At 68.4% G+C, this 21,216-nt stretch carries 19 protein-coding genes and 1 pseudogene; 11 read left to right on the forward strand and 9 right to left on the reverse strand.

Going from position 1 to position 21,216, the window contains the following annotated elements; genetic code table 11:
• Positions 1-309: 309 nt before the first annotated feature.
• Both ACFYYN_RS39355 and ACFYYN_RS39360 read right to left on the reverse strand, forming a co-directional pair.
• A complete protein-coding gene (locus ACFYYN_RS39355; RefSeq protein WP_500549601.1) occupies positions 310-1,080 on the reverse strand; it encodes an SDR family oxidoreductase in 771 nt (256 codons plus the stop codon).
• Between the two features lie 375 nt (positions 1,081-1,455).
• A complete protein-coding gene (locus tag ACFYYN_RS39360; protein WP_500549602.1) occupies positions 1,456-2,061 on the reverse strand; it encodes a TetR/AcrR family transcriptional regulator in 606 nt (201 codons plus the stop codon).
• Between the two features lie 26 nt (positions 2,062-2,087).
• Here ACFYYN_RS39360 and ACFYYN_RS39365 point away from each other — a divergent pair, with 26 nt between their 5' ends.
• The 4 genes from ACFYYN_RS39365 to ACFYYN_RS39380 all read left to right on the forward strand — a co-directional run bounded on the left by ACFYYN_RS39365 (position 2,088) and on the right by ACFYYN_RS39380 (position 5,432).
• Positions 2,088-2,450, forward strand: coding sequence for a hypothetical protein (locus ACFYYN_RS39365; protein WP_500549603.1), 363 nt, complete (start codon positions 2,088-2,090; stop codon positions 2,448-2,450).
• A gap of 99 nt (positions 2,451-2,549) precedes the next feature.
• Positions 2,550-3,956 (forward strand): amidase, encoded by a 1,407-nt coding sequence (locus ACFYYN_RS39370; protein ID WP_500549604.1) that lies wholly within the window; start codon positions 2,550-2,552, stop codon positions 3,954-3,956.
• A gap of 332 nt (positions 3,957-4,288) precedes the next feature.
• A complete protein-coding gene (locus ACFYYN_RS39375; RefSeq protein ID WP_500549605.1) occupies positions 4,289-4,792 on the forward strand; it encodes a winged helix-turn-helix transcriptional regulator in 504 nt (167 codons plus the stop codon).
• 97 nt (positions 4,793-4,889) lie between these two features.
• A complete protein-coding gene (locus ACFYYN_RS39380) occupies positions 4,890-5,432 on the forward strand; it encodes a DUF302 domain-containing protein (protein WP_500549606.1) in 543 nt (180 codons plus the stop codon).
• 162 nt (positions 5,433-5,594) lie between these two features.
• Here ACFYYN_RS39380 and ACFYYN_RS39385 read toward each other — a convergent pair whose 3' ends face one another.
• From ACFYYN_RS39385 to ACFYYN_RS39410, 6 genes are all read right to left on the reverse strand, one after another.
• Positions 5,595-6,263 carry a hemerythrin domain-containing protein gene (locus tag ACFYYN_RS39385; protein ID WP_500549607.1) on the reverse strand — a complete coding sequence of 223 codons (669 nt, stop codon included), beginning with the start codon at positions 6,261-6,263 and terminating at the stop codon, positions 5,595-5,597.
• Positions 6,264-6,351: 88 nt separating this feature from the next.
• Complete coding sequence (locus ACFYYN_RS39390; protein WP_500549623.1) at positions 6,352-6,795, reverse strand: AMP-binding enzyme; 444 nt, start codon at positions 6,793-6,795, stop codon at positions 6,352-6,354.
• Between the two features lie 412 nt (positions 6,796-7,207).
• Positions 7,208-8,047 (reverse strand): oxidoreductase, encoded by an 840-nt coding sequence (locus tag ACFYYN_RS39395; RefSeq protein WP_500328242.1) that lies wholly within the window; start codon positions 8,045-8,047, stop codon positions 7,208-7,210.
• Between the two features lie 232 nt (positions 8,048-8,279).
• A complete protein-coding gene (locus tag ACFYYN_RS39400) occupies positions 8,280-9,041 on the reverse strand; it encodes a GNAT family N-acetyltransferase (protein WP_500549608.1) in 762 nt (253 codons plus the stop codon).
• Between the two features lie 191 nt (positions 9,042-9,232).
• Entirely contained in the window at positions 9,233-10,666 is a 1,434-nt protein-coding gene (locus ACFYYN_RS39405; RefSeq protein WP_500549609.1) for an aldehyde dehydrogenase, read from the reverse strand.
• A gap of 308 nt (positions 10,667-10,974) precedes the next feature.
• A complete protein-coding gene (locus ACFYYN_RS39410) occupies positions 10,975-11,433 on the reverse strand; it encodes a nuclear transport factor 2 family protein (RefSeq protein ID WP_500549610.1) in 459 nt (152 codons plus the stop codon).
• Positions 11,434-12,097: 664 nt separating this feature from the next.
• Between ACFYYN_RS39410 and ACFYYN_RS39415 the strand changes: the two genes are divergently transcribed.
• The 6 genes and pseudogenes from ACFYYN_RS39415 (at position 12,098) to ACFYYN_RS39440 (ending at position 18,864) form a co-directional block, all read left to right on the forward strand.
• Positions 12,098-13,000, forward strand: coding sequence for a LysR family transcriptional regulator (locus ACFYYN_RS39415; RefSeq protein WP_500549611.1), 903 nt, complete (start codon positions 12,098-12,100; stop codon positions 12,998-13,000).
• 264 nt (positions 13,001-13,264) lie between these two features.
• Complete coding sequence (locus ACFYYN_RS39420; protein WP_500549612.1) at positions 13,265-13,612, forward strand: hypothetical protein; 348 nt, start codon at positions 13,265-13,267, stop codon at positions 13,610-13,612.
• A gap of 416 nt (positions 13,613-14,028) precedes the next feature.
• Positions 14,029-14,399: pseudogene (locus tag ACFYYN_RS39425) on the forward strand (VOC family protein).
• Between the two features lie 255 nt (positions 14,400-14,654).
• Positions 14,655-16,145, forward strand: coding sequence for a dihydrolipoyl dehydrogenase family protein (locus ACFYYN_RS39430; protein WP_500549613.1), 1,491 nt, complete (start codon positions 14,655-14,657; stop codon positions 16,143-16,145).
• 418 nt (positions 16,146-16,563) lie between these two features.
• Entirely contained in the window at positions 16,564-17,760 is a 1,197-nt protein-coding gene (locus ACFYYN_RS39435; protein ID WP_500549614.1) for an epoxide hydrolase family protein, read from the forward strand.
• Between the two features lie 495 nt (positions 17,761-18,255).
• Positions 18,256-18,864, forward strand: a complete 609-nt coding sequence (locus ACFYYN_RS39440) for a sigma factor-like helix-turn-helix DNA-binding protein (RefSeq protein ID WP_500549615.1) — start codon at positions 18,256-18,258, stop codon at positions 18,862-18,864.
• An 18-nt stretch (positions 18,865-18,882) separates the two neighbouring features.
• On the opposite strand, the gene ACFYYN_RS39445 is transcribed toward ACFYYN_RS39440, so the two are convergent.
• A complete protein-coding gene (locus ACFYYN_RS39445) occupies positions 18,883-19,362 on the reverse strand; it encodes a MarR family winged helix-turn-helix transcriptional regulator (protein WP_500549616.1) in 480 nt (159 codons plus the stop codon).
• A 417-nt stretch (positions 19,363-19,779) separates the two neighbouring features.
• Between ACFYYN_RS39445 and ACFYYN_RS39450 the strand changes: the two genes are divergently transcribed.
• Positions 19,780-20,754 carry an alpha/beta hydrolase gene (locus ACFYYN_RS39450; RefSeq protein WP_500549617.1) on the forward strand — a complete coding sequence of 325 codons (975 nt, stop codon included), beginning with the start codon at positions 19,780-19,782 and terminating at the stop codon, positions 20,752-20,754.
• Positions 20,755-21,216 lie beyond the last annotated feature (462 nt).

Genomic DNA, 21,216 nt, shown 5'->3' on the forward strand with positions numbered 1-21,216 from the left:
GGTGACGGCCACAACTCGCCGTGGACGTGCCCCAGGCGAGGGTCGTTGGAGGTCGGCCGCGTACGGGACGTACCCGGCAAGAAGCTGTTCCTGGCCGCCACGGCAGCGGTCATCGTGCCGGCCGTCGCGGCAGGGGGCGCCGTCAATCGGCAGCTGACCGGCGACATCAACACCTTCTCAAAGGGTGTTTTAACCTCTGGTGTTCTAGTTTCGTCTGGTGTGAGGCCGGTCCTTTGCGGGACTGCCGATGATGAAGGTGCTGCTGACGCAAGTGGGGCGCCGTCGCTGCCTGTGCTGTGCCGGGTACGGCTACCAGTCCAGGTGTGCGGCGAGGAAGGGTGCGTGTTCAGGTGCGGCCTTGCGTGCGCTGAGGATGGTCTTCGCGCTTTCGCCGACGGGGATGCGGAAGGGGGCCTTGGCGCCCTGCGCGATCGTCGCCGTCACGACGTCGGCGACCTCTTGGACGGAGACGGGTGCCGCGCGGAACGGCCCGAGTCTGTCCAGCAGGGGGCGGTAGGGGTTGCTGTCGTCGAGGTGGACCTGGGCGCGCTCGGCGCCCCCGGAGGTCACCGCGGGTGGCTGCACGACGTGCACGGACACACCGAAGTGACCGGCTTCGATGGCGAGGACCTCGGCGAAGGCCTCCAGGGCGTGCTTGGTCGCGCTGTAGGCACCGATCAGCGGGATCACCAGGCGGCCCTGGATGCTGGACATGAAGATCAGCTGCCCGCTCCCGCGCCGGCGCATCTGGGGCAGGACGCCCTGCGTGACGCGCAGGGCTCCGAAGGTGTTGAGCTCGAACAGGTCGCCCAGCGCGGCCAGCGGGATCGTCTCCAGCGGTGCCCGCACGGTTGCTCCGGCGTTGCTGAGCAGGACATCGACGTGGCCGGCCTCGGCGAGCGCCCGGTCGACCGAGGCCTGGTCGGTGACGTCGAGTGGCAACTTCTGTGCCGCCGGCAGGTCTTCGAGCATGGACACGTCGCGGGCTGTGGCGATGACCTCGTGGCCTTGTTCGTGCAGCGCTATCGCGGTGCCCTTGCCGATGCCCCGGGACGCGCCGGTGATGAGTACGCGGGCCATGAAGTAGAACCCCTCCTTTTTCCCTGGCCGGGCGGCCCGTGGGTGGGCAGCACGCGACGGAAGGCACCGCCGATCGGCTGTGGCTGCCGTTCACGCGACACCAGATGCTATGTAGGTCAACATACATAGTTTGTGGGCGTCAAGGACGCGTCCCTCCGGATCGCCGGATCGCCGGGTCGGCCTCCGCGGCCGCGAAAAGCGCGGTGTGCGCTCGCGCGCGGGGGCCGGATCCCCGGGGGTTTCAGGGCGTGCGCGGTCACCGCGGCGCAAAGGGCGTGGCGGCCGGACACGCCTGGGTGCGGGAACGACCCGTGGCGGCACTTAAGCAGTCGGCCCGGCCCGCGGGGTGGCGGGCCGGGCCGGCGCCGGCAGGCTTCAGGTGCGGATGCGGTCGGTGCTCTTGGGGGACACGCTCGCGGCGTGGCTTACCAGGACGGTGCGTACCGCCTCGTACGGGGTGAGGCTGCGCAGGGCGCGGGAGGTGATCATCGCTCCCTGGATGCCCGCGATCACGGCGTCGGCGAGCACTCTCGCGGGGGCGCGCTCGACGCCGAAAGCGACGAAGTGGAAGGCCAGCCGGTCGGTCATCTGCGAGAAGGCACGGCGGCCGGTTTCGGCGATCTCGGCCGAGTCCTGCGTGGCGCCCTCGATGATCAGCGGGGCGACGGCGCAGCCTCGCCCGTAGTCGCCGGCGATCATGCCGTCGCGGCCCAGTCCGACGTAGAGCTCGATCAACTGGCCTGCGGAGGTGGCCTGCCCGGCCGCCCGGTCGATGATCTCGACCTGCTCGAAGGCGTGGGCTTCGGCCGCTTCGATCGCCAGCTGCGTCTTGCCTCCGGGGAAGTGGAAGTAGACCGAGCCGCGGGAGGTGCCGCTGAGCTCGAGCACGTCGGAGAAGGCCGTCGCGTTGTAGCCGCGCTGCCGGATCAGCTGCTTGGCGGCCTGCACCATCTTCTGCTTGGCGTCCGTTCGCCTTCCCACTCCCGCACCCTCTCCACATGACATGTATGCTGACCTACATAGTATCTGTACGGGGCGGTAAGCCCAAGAGCGCAGCCACCTCGATCGAGGAGGAGCCTCTCGTGCCTTTCGCTGAAGTTTCACTGCCCCCTGGCCGGCCTGCCCGCCTGCCTCCAGGCGGTCTCGCGGACGGCGCACGAGGCACCAGTCACGTGCAGGAAGCCTGGCCCGAGGACCATGTCCGGTTCGGCCCTCACCGCGAGGGCTGGATCGCCGTGTTCGTCATGACGGCCTTCACGCTGCCTGCCGCAGGCCCCCGGACCGGGGCGGGCATGATCGCGAAGATCCATGGCAGCCCCGGCCGGCCCCGCCGCGCCATGACGGTCACCCGCCAGGTCCTGCACGCCTGACGAGCCCTGCTGCCTGCGGCTCACCGGGCCCGGGCGGCACACCACAGAACGGACCGGTCTCAACAGGTGGAGCAGACCGGTCCAGGACAGGGATTCATCATGACCACCGATCTCATGTACTTCGACGCGAGCGAACTCGCCGAGCTGATCCGCACCGGAAAGGTGTCTTCCGCCGAGGTGGTCCAGGCCCACCTCGACCGTATCGAAGCGGTCAATCCGCGGCTCAACGCCATCGTCACGCTCGCCGACGGTGCGCTGAAAGCCGCGAGGGCGGCGGACGAGGAGCTCGCGGCGGGCGGGGACGTGGGGCCGCTGCACGGTGTGCCCTTCACCTCCAAGGACTCCTTCGACACCGCCGGAGTACTCACCCAGCGCGGTTCGCCGATCTTCGCCGGGCGCATCCCGGACACCGATGCCACCGCGGTGGCGCGCATGAAGCAGGCCGGGGCGATCCTGTTGGCCAAGACCAATCTCCCGGAGTTCTCGTACTGGGTGGAGTCCGACAACCTCCTGACGGGCAGGACGAACAACCCCTGGGACCTCAACCGCTCGTCCGGCGGTTCCAGCGGCGGGGAGTCCGCGGCGATCGCGGCGGGGATGTCACCGCTGGGACTCGCCACCGACCTGTCCATCTCGGTGCGCGGGCCGGCGGCCGACACCGGTGTCGTGTCCTTCAAGCCCACGCACGGGCGTATCCCGATGACGGGGATCTGGCCGCGCGAGCCGCGCCGTGACTGGCACGTCGGCCCCATGGCCCGCAGCATCCGCGACCTCGCGCTCGCGTACGGGCTGCTGGCCGGCCCCGACGGCGCCGACGGCTTTGCCACCGCCCCCCGCGAGTTCGACGCCGGCCTGGGCGCCCGGCCGGACCGGCCCGTGCGCGTGGGCTGGCTGGTCGACTCCGGACTCGGCCCGACCGACGCAGAAGTCGCGGCAACGGTGCGGGCGGCCGCCGACGCCCTGCAGACAGCCGGAGTACGAGTCGACGCCGTCACCATCCCGGCCCTTGAGCGGGACAACCCCCTCGAACTGTTCAACCTGCAGCACGTCATGGAGGTCAAGCCCGCCTTCCGCCAGGTCACCGCAGGCCACGAAGACCAGATGTTCACCTACTCCAAGACCCTGGCCGCCATGCCCGACACGTCCGTGCAGGACTACGTCCGGGCAGAACAGGGCATCGAACGGCTCCGGGACGGATTCGCGGAGTACTTCCACCACTACGACCTCCTGCTGCTCCCGGTGACCACGATCCCCGCACACCAGCACCAGCTCGGGCAGTTCACCCTCGACGGCCACACCGTCGGCCCCTTCCACGTGTCCTCGACGACCGTCCCGTTCAACCTGACGGGACTGCCGGCCCTGTCCATGCGGTTCGGCACCAGCAACGACGGCATGCCGATCGGAGTCCAGCTGGCGGCCACCTGGCACGCGGAGTCGACGATCCTGCACATCGCCTCGCTCCTGGAAACACTCAGCCCGGTCCGCGACCAGCACCCCGCCCTCTGACAACCGCGAAGGGCCCCCACCGCAAGAAGTGCCACCGCGCCGGCTGGAGCATGAAACAGCCGCGCACCGGTGACCCGCCCCCCTTGCCGGACGGGCATACGCGCAGGCCTGCGGTGGCACCCGAGCCGACATGGCGGCCTGTGCGGGCGGGCCCGGTGACCGGGCCGCCCGCCGGGGGCCCGCCTTGTCGCAGGCGACGGGAAACCTGCCCGGCCACCGAGGCCGCATCGGCTACCTCCGCCGGCTCCACGGTCACATCCCGGGCACCACGACGGCCTCGCGCCCGGCGGCCAAAGCCGTAGGCTTGCGTTAAGCAAGTCTGGAGGTGCGCCATGCCCGGACCCCGCCGCGGAACCGCCGACGGACCGTGCCCGATCGGACGGGCCGCCGACATCCTGGGCGACCGGTGGACGTTGCTGATCATGCGCAACGCCACCATCGGGATGACACGCTTCGACGAGTTCAAGGCCGAACTCGACATCGCCGACAACGTCCTGTCCAACCGTCTGCGGCAGCTCGTCGAGTCGGGGCTGCTCGCGCGCGCCCCTTACCGGCCCGAGGGCGGCGGCCGCACCCGCGAGGAGTACCGGCTGACGCGCGCGGGTGAGGACCTGCTCCCCGTCCTGCACGCCATGATGGTGTGGGGAAACAGCCACAGCGAGCCCGCGGCACCGACGCAGCCGATGCGTCTCGTGCACAGCACGTGCGGGCAGTCGTTCGAACCCGGCCGCCGCTGCCCGCGCTGCCGCAAGGCGGTACCGCGCTCCGAGACCGCCTGGGTCAGACCCTGGCAAAGCGACCTCGCCCAGGTCCTGGGCGCCGCCGGGACCGGGTGAACCACCCCTGCAATGCCCGACATGCTGGCTTTTGTTGAGAGAGTCCGTCCTGCGTCCTAGACTGGCTCCTACAAGACAAGCCAGAAGGGAGCCGGTCATGGCCCACCACACCACGACGACGCACCCGGCGATCCGCGCACTCCCCCGCTCCGTCACCCGGCTGGAGATCCCGGCCGGAACGAACTACAAACAGTTCCGGGCCCGCTTCGAACAGGCCGTCCCGCCACTGGACTACCGGCGCACCTTCGAGCTCGTCACCGAACGGGCTTCGTGGAGCGCCGTACGCAAGCTCGCCGACGAGAGCGCGCCACTGGGGTTCATGATCTACTGGAAGTTCGACGCCCAGCCGCTGTTCGGCGTGGCCGGCGACCAAGCCTGCTGCACCGAGTACCTGATGGGCAATCACACCATCGCCGAGCGCATGTACCGGCACGACGCCGGGGCCCTGATGTACGCACCCCTGCGCACGACGATTCACGAATCCCCCACAGGCGAGGCGATGTTCGCCATCGACCGCCCCAGCGACACGGTGAGCGCGCTCGGCCGGCCCGAGATCACCGAAGTGGGACGCGAGCTGGACCGCAAAGTCGGCGCACTCCTCGCCCACCTCGGCCTCCCCATACCCGACGAACTCACCTGACCCGACGGCAAAAACCCCCTGGGCATCCCGACCGCCACGCCGGTGGCCGACCCCGGCTGCCCGCGGGAGGCGAGGCTGTCCAACGAAGGCCATCTGACAAGGAGACTGGCCGCAGCAGCCTCGCTACTGTGGTCACTCTCTGTGCCATGCCTGCCTGCGGTTCTAGAAACCGCCGGCCCCATAGATCTTCCTGGCGTGCGACGCGAAGGCTCGCGGCCCCAGCACGGGCATGATGATGCGCGGCACGAGGGGAGCGCTGGCCAGCATCAGCGTGACGACCGCCGGTTCGGCAAGAGAAGCCAGCATGCCGAACACGATGGGCAGCTTCCTCTTGGGAAGGCCGTTGATGGCATGGTCTCCTAGCTCGTGCCACTCGGCCGCGGTGATGTACCGGTCGACGATGGGCAGCACCTCCGCCTCCTCGACGGCCAAGTGCGCTGTCAGTTCCTCACCGAGCGCCCGCAGCGCCGCAGCGAGCTGGTCGCGGTCGGATGCGGCGGCATTCCTTCTCCACCGCACAAGGCTGGAGGAGCATGTGGCGATCAGGCCGTCGATCTGAGTGTGCTGCTCTTCCATGAGCGCCAGCGTCGGGGCCACATCCTGCGTCGCCCGCGCTACGAGCTTCGGCCACAGCAGCTCGTCCTCGCCCTTGTGATGCAGGTGCAAGAACTCCTTGATCAACTCGATATGGTCTGCCACAACGGCGGCCCTGGCCGTGTCGCCAGGGGAGACGGCCAGGACGAGGCTGGGCATCTTGCCGTAGGCCCTGCGGAAGGCTTCATGGACGACAAGCATGTCGCGGATGTCGGCGCGGCCGTGGGCGTTGGTCATTGTTTTCCTTCGGGTGTCAGCAGCGTCTGATCGGCCTGCATACCGGCCAAGGGAGGCGCCCAGGTCGACCGCAGCCGCATTCGGGATTTCAGGGGATTGCAGCGCTCGGCCTGGACGGAACTGCGATGGAGTTCAGCCCCCCTCTGAGCCAGATGACGGGGCGCGAGTGCGCGCGAGGCCTGCACGCTTCTGGGATGTGGGGGGCAGGCTCGCTGCGAACGATCGTCTCTACGCTCGTCCACCGCTCAGGCACCTGCCACCCGGCCACGCGAGTGGCAAAAAATGGGCAGAAGTTGGAGTAGGCGGCGGGCACGCCGGTCTTCCCCACCACGACGGCCAGTGGCCTTTCCCTCCACCGGTCGTCGGCGACCCCGATGACGGCTGCTTGCGCGACCGCGGAGTGCACCACGAGGTCCTGCTCCAGTTCGACGGAGGAGATCCACTCACCAGCTGAACTTGGCCTCGAGGGCGGGTTGTCGGCGCCTGCGCCGCCAAAGCAGGAGCCCGCGATCCACGAGCGGCGCCTTGCCATCGTGGGCCAGTACTTCACCCTCGGTGCCAAGCAACCTGGCCTGCGTCAACGCCGGGAAACAGCCCGGCGTCATGCGGTAGGCCCATTCCTACCCATGACGAGTCCGGCCGGTGGAACTGCCAGAAAGCCGTCATGCCCACGCGTGGATCAGTCGCATCCCACGACGCTTTTCGAAGTTCCTCATGAGCGGACGGAGGGCGGGCCGAACCGCCTACACGAAAGCCCGCCGACTGCTCACATCCCGTGGCCGGGCGCCGAGCTCGCTCGGCAGGGCCGTCCCCATGCCGGGGGCCGCCCCAGCCGGCGCGGGCCGGCCCTGCGCGATCATCTCCGCCAGAGCAGCGGGCTGCATCCCGCGAGCTGTTCCGCGTGATGGAGGATACGGCCCGCTGCGGTCAGTGCCCGCTCCTGGTCACGAGATGTCTGTCGAGCGGCTCAACGCGTCCCAGGTGACCATGTCGGACAGCAGGGCCTCGTGGTGCTCACGCATGGCGTCGACCGCGTCACTGCCGAGTACGAGACGGAGGGGCGGGTTCTCGGCGTCGAGCACATCGAGAATGGCCGCCGCGGCCTTCGCAGGGTCACCCGGTTCATTGCCCTGCACTCCCGCGACCATCTGGCGGAGGCCACCCGAAGTCGCGGCGTAGGCCGGGTTCTCGGGAGCCAGGACCATGTTCTTGGTGATCTTGGTGCGGAACATGCCGGGCTCCACGATCAGTACCCGAATGCCCAGAGGCGCCAGCTCACTCGACAGCGACTCGCTGAGGGCCTCAACCGCGTGTTTCGACGCGTCGTAGCCGCCCAGCCCCGGGTAGGTCATCCGGCCGCCCTGGGAGCTCATCTGCACGATCGTCCCGCTGCCCTGCTCGCGCATCATGGGGACCACCGCCTTGGTGACCTCCGCCGTACCGAAGAAGTTGACCTCCATCAGCGATCGCAACTGCTCCATCGAGGTTTCCTCGACGGAGCCGAGCATGGTGAACCCGGCGTTGTTCACCAGGACGTCGATGCGGCCGAACACGCCCTGCGTCGCCTTCACCGCGGCCTGGATGGATGCCGGATCCGTCACGTCGAGTGCCGCCGCGCTGACCCGGTCACCGCCGGCCTGCACGAGGTCGGCGAGCGCTTCCGGGCGGCGCGCGGTGACCATGACCCGGTCACCGGCGGCCAGCGCTGCCAGTGCGATCTCTCGGCCGAACCCGGTCGAGCAGCCCGTGATCAGCCAGACGCGGCCCTGCGTGTCGTTCGTCATTCGCATGCCTTTCAAAGGGGTGTTTACGGAGGTCAATCGTTGTCTCGGCACCCAGCGCCGTCCAACATCGGCTACCTGTGGCAGCCATAGGCTCTACCTGTGACCCCTGATCTCCGACAGTTGAGAACTTCGTAGCCGTCGCCGAGGAGTCAAGCCACACGCGGGCAGCGAGCTGCTGTGCACCGCTCCAACGGACGTGACCGACGCGGGCCAAGCTGGCTACGGGGAGGGCTCAGGTGGTCAGGTAGGTCCAGGTCTCTACGTGACGAAATCCCAGTGACTCATAAATGGGCCGGGACATGGGCGAGTTCTGTGTGAACGCAAGCTTGGCGCCGGCTTGGCGGGCATCGTGCAGGCGCGTCAGCACGAGGGCGCGGTAGTAGCCGTTTCCGCGGTGCTGAGGAGGGACCGAGCCGTTGAACAGGCCGACCCGGTCTCCCATCAGAACGTTGAAGCCGGTGGCTACGGTCGCACCGTCCCGCTCAACAACGTAGCCAGCCATGCCGGGACCGTCGAGCATCGCGGGGGCTGCCATGACGGCTGCGACTTCGGCAGGCATTCCAAAGCCCTGCACAAGTGCGTCGGCGTAGCCGCGCGGGTCCGGCCCGGAGAGCGTGCGGACCACGGCCCCTTCAGGCAGTCGCGGCGCTGGCAGGGTGATGTCCTCTTCGAGAGCAAGCAGGGGCAGCCGGATGGTGTTTGCCAGTCCGTACCTCGCCGCGAAGGCGGCTACCTCCGCAGACGGCTCGCCTCGCACCTGTACCGACCAGGGCAGCTGCCCACCCGCCAGCTCTCCGGCAAGTTCCGCGGCTTCCACGAAGTCCGGTTCAGCTTCGAAGCTCAGTCCGTTCAGTGTCGGAATCGGCATGGCACTGACCAACAGCCTCGTCCCACTGGCCCCTTGGCGCATGTACGCCCCGGGAATCACCCCGACGAGCCTCTCGACCACCTCGAAGAATCCCTCAACAACCTGGTCTGAATACATCCTCTTCATTCCCGCACCCCTACAGTCTCAGCCATCTCTTCCGACCGCCATGCACCACACCTCAACGGTCTCCAAATATTCCTGGTCGAGGTCACCGAAACAGGGCGCGTCGAGTTTCATTTCGCTGGAAGTCCGCCGGAAGGATTCGACCGAGTCGCCCGGACCTCCGACTTCTCACGACGACCACCGACGGGGCGCAGTCAGATATTGATCGTTTTGTGTTCAACGTATTCACTGAGGCCCGCCGAGCCAAATTCTCGCCCGATGCCGCTGGCCTTGTACCCGCCGAAAGGACCTTCAAAGCTCACCGGCGCGGCGTTCACCATGAAGAATCCGGTACGGATTCGGCGGGCGATGTCAACACCGTGGCCGGTGTCAGCCGTCCAAACACCGCCGCCGAGGCCGTAGGGCGAGTCGTTGGCGATCCTGATCGCGTCCTCCTCGTCCTCGTAAGGGATCACCACGAGAACGGGACCGAAGATCTCCTCCTGAGCGATCCGCATGTGGTTATCGACGTCGGCGAACAGGGTGGGCTTGACGTAGTTGCCGCCCTCCAGTCCTTCCGGCACATCCGCTCCACCGGTGACCAGGCGGGCACCCTCCGCGATACCCAGCTCGATGTACGACCGGACCCGCCGCTGCTGGTCCGCCCTTACCATTGGGCCAACGAAGGTGGCTGCATCAGCGGGATCTCCCACCACGAGATTTTCCACTGTCACCTTGAGCGCCGCGACGACTTCCTCGTAACGGCTTCTCGGAGCGAGGACTCGGGTGTGCGCCTGGCAGTTTTCCGCATTGTTGGCGAACGAGGCGAACTTGATGCCGTCCGTGACGGCGGAGAGGTCCGCGTCCTCAAGGATGATCGTGGCCGACTTACCGCCCAGCTCCAAGCTGACCCGCTTGAGCTGTTCGCCCGCGATGGCTGCGATCCGCCGTCCGGCAGCCGTCGATCCGGTGAAGGAAATCTTGTCGACGTCAGGGTGGGCGACCAGATACTCGCTGGTCTCGCGGTCCGCGGGCATGATGCTGACCACGCCCTCGGGAAATCCCGCCTCTGCGATGATCTCTGCGAGCATGAACACGCTCAGGGAGTTCTCCGGTGAGGCTTTGAGGATGACCGTGTTGCCGGCCAGCAGGGCTGGGACGAGCTTGGTCAGTGCCGACTGATGGGGAGCGTTCCACGGGATCACGGCGGCGACCACCCCAATGGGCTCCCGGCGTACCAAGCCCTTGCCCGCACCGGACGGGTCGAGGGCTTCCTCCCAGCCGAAGGCCGCCGCGGCACGCAGGTAGGCGTCTGTCTGGCCTGCGAGCGCGGTCTGGAGGTAGCTGGTGAACCAGATAGGGGCGCCCCGCTCCGCGCTGATCAGTCTGGCGGCTTCGGCAGCTCGCGCCGCGTGAAGCTCGTTGAAGCGGGCGACCAGATCCTGCCGCTCCTGGGGGGTGGTCAGCGGCCACGGCCCGTGGTCGAAGGCGTTCCGGGCGGCGGCCACTGCCTTGTCGACATCGGCCGAGGTGGCCTGCACGGCACGTCCGACCAAGGACTGGTCGTGCGGTGACCGGATGTCGAGCAGCTCGGCCGAGCTGGGCTTCACCCACTCGCCGCCAATGAAGAGTTTGTCATAGATGATCACGTTGGCACACTTTCTGAGCCTCAGGCTCAAAGCAGGTGGGGGGCTATGGATTTGAGGCGGGTAACCGCCTTGTCACCTGAAACGGTCAGGCGTCCTGAAGGAGGAGCATTTCCACGGGGCCGCGGGCCGAAAGCGCGGGACCACGGCCGGCCACGCAGGGTTTGCGGGTCGATACCGGCTCGTGCCGCTGTGTGGAGGATTAGCGCCCGGTCGCGCCTCACAGATTGACTGCCGGGTATGCCGGCGGTACTGCCATGAGCGGGTGGGAGTTGTCGTCTCAGGGACGCTGCGCAGGCCAGGCCCCGGGGTCAGGCGTGTGAGGTCCGGCTGTCGACCCAGTCGATGATCAGTGCGCGATCGTCGAATTGCCAGGTGCCTTCGACGCGGACGAATACGTCGGAGTACCGGATTGCCATCACCATGAGTGTGCGTTCGCCCTCTTGCTCCGAGAGGTGATGTGCGAGGCAGTAGGTTTCGCCGGTGGCACGATCGCCGTCCACGGCGATCGTGCTTTGGCCGTTGAGGTGGGTCGTCGCAGTGTGGTTCTTCAGGCTTTCAAAGGCGTTCTGGAGTTCCGTACGTCCGTTCAGCTCCACGTCCGGTGAAGTCGTCGCGGGGTCGCCGGAGTAGGTCGCGAGATGGGCGTTCTTCGTGAACAGTGCAGCTTGCCGTGCGGGTTCGCGTCGGTCGGCGTGGTGGGAGTAGGCGTCGACGAGTTCGCGGATCGCGATCCGGTCGCTGAGTTCTTGAGGAGTGCGAAGAATCATGGTGCGACTTTCTTGAGTAGCGGTTGACAGGCAGAAGCGTGTGGCGCTTCCTGAGGCTCGGTTCGACGCGGGCTGCAGACGCTGCTCGCGCGGCTGGGCACCTGGTGGCCGGCGTTCCACGCTCGATACGCGGTTGCTGCCGTTGCCGCACGGGCACCAGGGGCCGCAAAGCGCACCGGCCGTGATCCAAGGAGCTGCGGTGTGGCCGTGATCACAAGGGACCGGCGAGGTGGCTGAGCAGGCCCGGCAATCGGAGAGTGACGTGGCGGCCCCGGTCACGACCGGAATGTCGAGCAGCTGGAGGGCTCCCCGGTTGCGATGCCGGTTGCCGAACACGGACCGTGTTGCCTGACCGCGACAGGGTGGAGAGCCGGGTCCCTTACGTTCGGCATCACTGTGCTGACACCATCACCGCCGGTGTGTGCAAAGTCGGCAAGCCTTTCCGACAGCGTGCAGTGACCATCCCCCGGTCGCCGGAGGCCGGTGTTGCCAGGGCATCTCCCGGCCGATTCCCACCGAGCAGCCCGTGACCGACCAGCCGCTTTCCTGTGTGCCGCGTGTCATTCCCGTGTCCTTAAATCCGGCATTCACCGAGGTCAATGGTTGTCTCAGGGCCTCGTGGCCGTCCAACACCGATTACCTGTCGCGGTTGTAAGCTCTTCCTGTGACACCTGATCTTCGGCAGCTGAGGTACTTCGTCGCCGTCGCCGAGGAGTCCAGCTACACGCGTGCCGCCGAGCGCCTCATGATCAGCCAGCAGTCCCTTTCCCAGCAGATAAGCCTGCTGGAGCGCATGCTGGGCGTGAAGCTCTTCGACCGCGGCACCCGGGGCACCAGCCTGACCCCGGTCGGAGCCCTCTTCCTCCCTGAAGCCCGCGCGGTACTGGACCGGGCCGACGAAGCCATCGACGTCGTGGCACGGGCAGCGCGCGGCGAGATCGGCACCCTGCGCCTCGCCTTCCTCGCCACCACGACGAACCACCTGCTCCCGCCGGTGGTCCGGGCCGTACGACAACACCTGCCGAGTCTGACGCTGTCGACCGAGGAGACCACGATCGCACCTCTGGTCGACGGCCTGCTCAAGGGACGCTACGACGTCGCATTCACCCGGCCTCCGCTGGTGGACGGCCTGAAGACGAGGACGCTGGTGGTCGAGCCGGTGTGCGCGGTCCTGCCCGAGGACCATCCGCTCGCGGGGCGCACAGAACTGGCCTTGGGGGAACTGGCGGACGAACGCTGGGTGCTGACACCACGCAGCTCGTGGGAACCCTGGCACCAGGCATTCGACAGCTCCTTCCGTACGGCCGGCTTCACCCCCGACGTCGTTCATCGGGACGCGAGCGTGCAAGGGCTGCTCGGCCTCGTGGCGGCCGGTGTCGGGGTGACGCGCCTGCCCCGGTCAGCAAGCAGTCTTCGCCGCACGGGTGTGGTGTTCGTACCGCTGACCGGAGAGTTCGCCCCCACTGAGATGGTCTGGTCGCCCGGAAACACGTCACCCGCATTGAGCGGGCTACTGCGCGTGGTCACGGAGATGGCGGCTTCCACCGACCTCACCGAGTCCGGCTGACCGGCGCGCAGTGGCGGACGCTGACGTGGGTTCCACGTCCGGCGATGCTCTCGTACACCAGGTGTCTGCACCCGGCGATGCAGACGGACCCTGATGCTCTCCGGCACGGGGACGAAGCGGGGCTGTCAGCGGCCTGTCCCGGGGTGACGATGATCCCAAGGCCCCTGTCCGCCGGTCCAGAACCGCCGAATCACGCCCTCGGACTGCTGCCGCGGCCACACGGGGCGGGCACGGACCGTACGCGCCGGTCGGCAGGTACGACCGATGAGCCCGTTCCTCACAGGCCAGGCACTCGCGGCACGCAAGAAGATCTACCGCCCGGACCCGCCGCGAAGGCGTAGTCCGCAGACCGATCACGACTCGATGCGCGTCCTGGTCGTCGGCGGGACGCTCGGCGTCGACAAGACGGCCGCAGGGTGGGCGAATGGCGGTCACCTCTTCAATCCCCGTGACCACGACGGGCGTTGTCGGATCGTCGTACACCGTCCCCAGGTGCTCCCTGGTGTGAACGCCGTCTCGAAGTACCAGGTGGCTTCCGGGCCGGCCGCAGAGCCAGGCAGCCAGACCGCGGGTCAGCCCGGGCCGGCCTGGGGTCAAGCCGAACGATTTTGAGATCACCTGCGCAAAGAGCCCGCCCACCCGACGGCTACACCGAAGGCTCCGGCGGCCGGATGCGCCACACACAAGGGGCCCATGTGACGTCAGGGGTCAGTGCTCACGGTTGCATCAAGGCGCGACCTGCGGAAACCCGAGGGATTACCGTCCGGTGAAGCACGTTTCGATCAAGGAAATACCTTTGGCAATCGTTAAGCTTGCAAGCGTTGCTTGCGTCAAAGTTAAAGGCCGGGTACCTTTCCGGTGTGGGTCGGAGCCGGCGGTGATCGGCTGGCCCCCTTGTCCGATCGCATGCCCGTTGTGGCAGCCGGGCTGTACGCGCCGCTGTGCCGGCGCCCTCACATCGATGAACACATGACGCAGCGAGTGCTGCCCTTTCGCCGTTCAGGAATCACCATCTGAAGGACGCCCCCATGGACTTGAAGCTCGAAATGATCGTGCTCCCCGTCTCCGGCATCGACCGGGCCAAGGCCGTCTACGAGCAGGCCGGCTTCCGTCTCGACGTCGATTGCACGGCCTGTATCTCATCGTGTCCGACATCGACGAGGCCCGCGCAGAGCTTACGGGCCGCGGTATGGCCGTCAGTGAGATCTTCCATGACGAGGGTGGTCTCCTCCACCACGGCCACCAGGGCGGCGGGTGCGTCCACGACGGTGAGGGCCAGCGGCGTATCACCCGCCCGCACCCCGAGCGCGCCTCCTACGGTTCCTACCTGACCTTCAGCGACCCGGACGGCAACGGCTGGGTGCTCCAGGAAGTGAGCAAGCGGCTCCCCGGCCGCTGAGCTCGCCCCAGCCCGGCCCTCCACCCGGTGCCAGACCGGGCTGTGCGGCCGGCCGCCGGTCCCCCCTGCCACGTCCGGCGCACCACCACCGGCACAACCCCACACGCCCCGCCCCGGCGGCCGTCACGGGAGTCCGCCGACGGGCTGCCCGCCCCCCATTCGCTGCTGGCGACGGTGAGCGCGCGCGCCGGCAGCCAGCAGTCATCCGGGCCCTGCCATTTCCGACCCGATTCCCCCCACCCGTACGGAGCAGTGATGAACGAGACCACCCGCACTTACGACGTGATCGTCATCGGCGCGGGGCCGGTGGGCGAGAACGTGGCCGAATGCGCTCGTGCCGCCGGGCTGAGCACCGTGATCGTGGAGCGTGAACTGCTGGGCGGCGAGTGCTCCTTCTGGGCCTGCGACCCCAGCAAGGCGCTGCTGCGCCCGGTGGTGGTGCAGGCTGACGCGCGCCGGGTGCCCGGGCTTGACCGGGCGGTCGCCGGGCCTTTGGACGCCAGGGCGGTCCTGGCTCACCGCGACAAGATGGCCTCCTACTGGAAGGACGAGGCCCAGGTCGGCCGGCTGGAGTCGGCCGGTGTCGATCTGATCCGCGGCCACGGCCGTCTCGACGGCCCGCGAACCGTCCGCGTCGAGACCGCCTGCGGGGCCACGATCACGCTCTCGGCGCGGCATGCCGTGGCGGTGGCCACCGGCACCCATGCGGTTGTGCCCGCACTTCCCGGCCTGGACACCGTCCGCGCATGGACCAGCCGTGAGGCAACCAGTGCCGGCCAGGTCCCCTCACGCCTGGCCATCGTCGGCGGCGGCGTTGTGGCCGTCGAGATGGCCACCGCCTGGCAGGCGCTCGGCTCCGAGGTGACCCTGCTGGTCCACGAGGAAGGGCTGCTGCAGCGGATGGAATCCTTCGCCGGCCGACTGGTGGCCGACGGCCTGCGCGAGGCCGGCGTCGACGTCCGGTTCACCACCTCCGTGGCCCGCCTGGCGCGTGAGAACGGCGAGGTCCAGATCGCCCTTGCCGGCGGCGGGCACCTGGTGGCGGACGAGATCCTGTTCGCCACCGGCCGGGCCCCCAACACCTGGGACCTGGGGCTGGAGACGATCGGTCTCACCCCGGGCGACTGGCTGAAGGTGGACGACACCTTCCGGGTGACCGGCGTCGCCGACGGCTGGTTGTACGCCGTCGGCGACGTCAACCACCGCGCCCTGCTGACCCACCAGGGCAAGTACCAGGCCCGCATCGCCGGCGCCGTCATCGGGGCACGTGCACACGGCGAGGTGGTCGACGACACCCTGTGGGGTGCGCATGTGGCCACCGCCGACCACATGGCCGTACCACAGGTGGTCTTCACGCATCCGGAAGTCGCCTCCGTCGGCATGACCACTCACGACGCCATCGGTTTCGGGCACCGGATCAAGGTGGTCGACTACGACCTGGCGCACGTGGCGGGCGCCCACCAGTACGTCCAGGGGTACCGCGGCCAGGCCCGCATGCTCGTCGACCTCGACCGTCGCACCGTGGCCGGCGTGACGTTCGCCGGGCCCGGCGTGGCAGAACTGGTGCATTCGGCCACCGTCGCCGTCGCCGGCGAGGTACCGATCGACCGGCTCTGGCATGCCGTGCCCGCCTTCCCCACGATCAGCGAGATCTGGCTGAGGCTGCTGGAAACCCACCGGGGCCAAGGCGCCAGGGCCGCGGGACGTGGGGGCCCGACGCTTCCGGCGTTCGCCGCCGGACGTTGATCACCCCGCGTTGCGCTGCCTCGCGCCGCGGAACCCCTCCCGCGGACCTCGTCCCGCTCACCTGCCGCAGGATGCACGCCCTCCCCATACGCTGCGCCGGGCGACAGCTCGGCACGGAACGCGCCGCCGCCCGCAGGTCGCGCATCGCGGTTCGCGGTTCGCGGTTCGCGTGACTGTCATGACGGTGGCTGCCGGTACCGCGTCACGTTACCTAGGAACGACGCCACCGCCGCCACGGAATCTAGGTCACGTTCCGGATTACCGCACTTACAGCCCGCGCCCATGATTGAAGTGCGCCGGAAAACAGGAGCGGGCCACACGGCCTCAGCCGGCCGGCGGGATCTCGATTCGCGGAAATCTCGGCGACTTCGTGTCGCCCGCCTATCTGCTCATTCATTTAGACCTTTGGGAGACCATCATGTCCGTCACCACCGACCGACACGCCATCCGCCCGTTCACCGTCCAGTTCTCCGAGGCGGAGCTCGCGGACCTGCGCCAGCGCATCCAGGCCACGCGCTTCCCCGAGAAGGAGACCGTCGAAGACCAGTCCCAGGGCACCCAGCTCGACACGGTGCGCAAGCTCGCGGAGTACTGGGCGAAGGAGTACGACTGGCGCAAGGTCGAGGCGAAGCTGAACTCCTACCCGCAGTTCATCACCGAGATCGACGGGCTGGACATTCACTTCATCCACGTCCGCTCCAAGCACGAGGACGCGCTGCCGGTCATCGTCACGCACGGCTGGCCGGGCTCGGTCGTCGAGCAGCTGAAGATCATCGAGCCGCTGACCAACCCCACCGCCCACGGCGGCGACGCCTCCGACGCCTTCCACGTGGTGATCCCCTCGATGCCCGGCTACGGCTTCTCCGGCAAGCCCGCCGCCAAGGGCTGGGGCCCCGAGCGCATCGCCCGCGCCTGGGGTGAGCTGATGGAGCGCCTGGGCTACACCAAGTACGTCGCGCAGGGCGGCGACTGGGGCGCGATCGTCACCGACCTGATGGGTGCGCAGGAGCCGCAGGGCCTGGCCGGCATCCACACCAACATGCCCAAGGTGATTCCGGCCGACATCGACGCCGCGCTCGCCAAGGGCGACCCGCTGCCCGAGGGCCTGTCGCTGTCCGAGGAGGAGCAGGCCGCGGTCGAGCAGCTCGGCTTCGTGTACCGGCACGTGTACTACGCCTACATGATGGGCGACCGCCCGCAGTCCCTGACCGGGCTCGCGGACTCCCCTGTGGGCCTGGCCTCTTTCATGCTCGACCACGACGCGAAGAGCCTGGCCCTGATCACCCGGGCTTTCAACGGCGTCGACGAGGGCCTGTCCCGCGATGACGTCCTGGACAACATCACGCTGTTCTGGCTGACCAACACGGCGATCTCCGCGGCACGTCTGTACGCGGAGAACACCACCTCGTTCTTCGGCATCAACAACGTCAAGCTCCCGGTCGCCGTCAGTGCCTTCCCCGACGAGCTCTACCAGGCCCCCAAGAGCTGGACCGAGCAGGCCTACCCCAACCTCGTCCACTACAACCGGCTCCCCAAGGGCGGTCACTTCGCCGCCTGGGAGCAGCCGGAACTGCTGGTCCGCGAGATGCGTGCGGGCTTCCGCTCGATGCGCTGACGCATCGGCCCGTGCACTACCGCGTGCACAAGCCGTAGCCCGACGGGGCGGCCGGGCGGCTCGACACCGAGCTGCCCGGCCGCCCCGGGCCACCCGGGGGCCGTGGACTGCCCCACCGAAGCCCTGCGGGCGCCGCACACCACGCCCCTGCACCCGATCACTGCCCCGTGACCGCCGCACCGAGTGAGCGCAGCAGGCCGCCCCCTTCCGCCGAAAAAAGGGGTCTGTTGTCAGATTGGAGAACCACATGTCCTCAGCACCAGCGGTGCCCGGCGACACTGCATGCCTGCCGGCCACAACCGACCACGTCAAGGGCCGGCATCGGGGGAAAGCGGCATCCGAACGCCTGCGAGACCTCTGGCCGGCCGGACACGGGCGGCACCGCCGCACCGCAGCGGCCCTCCGCGCACCAGGGCGGACAGGAACCGCTCCCGCTCCCGCATCGGTCCCGTCCACCCGGTCAGGTGCACGGGCGAAGGCGACGGTGACAGCGCCGTGATCCGGCAGCCGGCCGGCAGGGAGACCGCACTCGCGCGGTTCGACCGTGAGGCCATGCCCTTCCTCGGCCGAATGTACGCAGCCGCGACAATCATGGCCTGCGGCCATGCCGACCCCGGCGACCTGGTTCAGCGCACCTACCAGCAGGCATTCCAGGCGTTCGAGACGCTGCCCGAGAAAGCCGGCGTGGAAGTCCGGCTGTTCCAGATCCTCGCCGACACCGCGCTCGACACCTCCGGCGACCCGAACCGGCCCGGGAACGTGGTCTTCCAGCCCGCCGCACAACGCCCCCAAGAGGTCCCGTGTGAGCGGGCTTTGGTCCCCGACGACCACGCGGCCCGGGTCACACAGGCACTGGACCTGCTGCCCGACGAGGACGTGTCCGCCGCGCTGCGGCGCCTGCCCGCCGAGGTGCGGATCGTGGTGTACCTGACCGACGCCGAAGACTTCAGCGCCACCGACATCGCACAGATCCTGGACATCAGCCCGGGTAGTGTGCGATCACGTCTGCGCCACGGACGGAGCCTTCTCCTTGAAACGCTCACAGCCGCCGCCCAACGGCGTGGGCTCCTCGACGAACTGCGTGATCGCGTCCCTGACGACTGACATCCCCCTCACGGGGACTTACCGGCTTGCGGTGACGTTCACCGTCAAGCGCTCCAGAACAGCCTTGACATCCGCGGCCTCCGCCGCGGTGAGGCCCGCCGCCTGCCCGATCGTGGCCGGAATGACACGCGCACGCTTGCGCAGTTCCGCGCCCTGCTCGGTGAGGCTGATCTGCACCGAACGCTCGTCGTTCGCCTGGCGCTCGCGCCGCACCAGACCATGGGCCTGCAGGCGCTTGAGCAGCGGCGTCAAGGTGCCGTAGTCGAGTTGCAGGAGCTTGCCCAGCGATTTGATGGGCAGCGCCCCGTGTTCCCACAGCACCAGCATCACCAGGTACTGCGGATAGGTCAGGTCGAACTCTTCCAGCAGGGGCCGGTAGCGGTTGGTCAAGGCCCGCTGCGCCGCGTACAGGGCGAAACACATCTGGTCGTCGAGGAGCAGGCTGACCTCGTCAGCCTCCGCCGCCGGCCGCTCAGCGGCGGGCTGGTTCTCACTCATCGCAACTCCTGTCCGCACAATGCTCGCGCACTAAACCGTACACCCCACAACTTCCACGCAGGCCATTATATTGCGCACATCTAAAATGGCCACGCTGGGTCGCGGGGCCCGCGCGTGGAGTACACGGCGCCCAATGGCGCCACCGGCCGAGACGGCACTACCGAGGGCGCTGGTGTCACCAAGTGCGGCACGGGCATTCCGCGCCCCTTGAGGCAGGCCGCTTCCCAGCGGTACACGGCCGCAACCGGCGTCCCCAGTCACATGACCGATGCCACAGGGCACGCTTTCGCAGTTGGATCGCAGGCAGCATCTGTGCGTGCGCGGGGCGGCCCGGGAGACCGGCAGCAGACGCGGTCCGCTACACGTCCGCTCCCCCAGCCGGCGCGGATGCCCTTCTCGCCCCACCAGGAGTGCGTGATGCCCCAGTACGTCCCCTTGCAGCAGCCGGTTCTCGAACCAACTGCCCGCGACTTCACCGAAGCCACCGCCGCCCCGCCGTTCCCGTTCGATCTGGGTCCGGCAGCAGGCCGCAGGGCGCTGGAGAAGGTGCAGGCCGCAGAGCACCACCACCTTGAGGTGGAGGACAGCTGGATCGCGGTGTCCGGAGGGCCGAAGGGAAGCGTCGCGGTACGCCTTGTGCGCCCGAGGCACGCTGACGGGCCGCTACCCGCCGTCTTGTACCTCCACGGCGGCGGCTGGGTCTTCGGGGGCACACGCACCCACGACCGCCTGATACGCGAACTGGCCATCGGCACGCGGGCCGCCGTGATCTTCCCCGAGTACAGCCTTTCCCCCGAGGCCCGCTACCCCCAGGCGCTGGAAGAGTGCTACGCGGTCGCCCGATGGGCCACCCGCCACGGTAGTGAGCACGGCATCGACCCCACACGAATGGCCGTGGCCGGCGACTCCACCGGCGGCAACCTCAGTGCAGCCCTGACGCTGCTGGCCAAGGAACGCGGAGATGTCTCCTTCCGCCATCAGGTGTTGTTCCATCCCGTCACCGACGCGGACTTCGGCACACCCTCCTACCGCCAGTTCGCCGAGGGCTACTTCCTGCGCCGCGATGTCATGCAGTGGTTCTGGGACCAGTACACGACCGACGAAGGACAACGCGCACAGATCACGGCCAGCCCGCTGCGCGCCACCGCGCAGGAACTCGCCGGTCTGCCCCCGGCCCTGATCATCACCGCGGAAGCCGACGTCCTGAGGGACGAAGGCGAGGCCTACGCCGAGAAACTACGCACTGCCGGAGTTCCCGTGACCGCGACCCGCTACCAGGCGACCATCCACGACTTCGTCATCCTCAACGCGCTGTCGGCAACCGATGCCGCCCGCACGGCGGTCGCCCAGGCCGTAGCCACCCTCCGCCAGGCGCTTGGCACCGATATCTGACTCCAGGCGGGCCCGCGACGCCGTCGCGGTTTGCCACAGCAAGCGTTGCCTCACACAACGATCACTCATCTGCGTTGCCGCTCCGAGGGACCAAGCGAACACGGGACGGGCCTCGCACGGCACGGCCGGCATGGCGGTGCTGCGGATGCCCGGCCGGCAGTCCATCCAGCAGCCGCGCAACCGCCCCGATCTCGTCGGGCACGGGACCCGGACGTTCACGTCGCTACCGGCCACGGCGCCGCAACACCCGGCCGGAGGCGGCCACGGACCCGGCCGACGGTGACCCGACCCCCGGGGAGGACAGCCGGCCGTCGCCGGCGACCGCAGGTCGCGCCGGCGGAGCGGCTTGGTCCTCCGCAGCACCACACCCCGCGTCCATGTATTCTCCTAGTGCAAACGACGATATGAACTAGTTCAAAGGTCTCTGAATATTTCTGTCTCGCTCTCCACTGCCGATGCGTA

It is taken from the genome of Streptomyces sp. NPDC001902 (assembly GCF_042891295.1).
GTDB lineage: Bacteria > Actinomycetota > Actinomycetes > Streptomycetales > Streptomycetaceae > Actinacidiphila.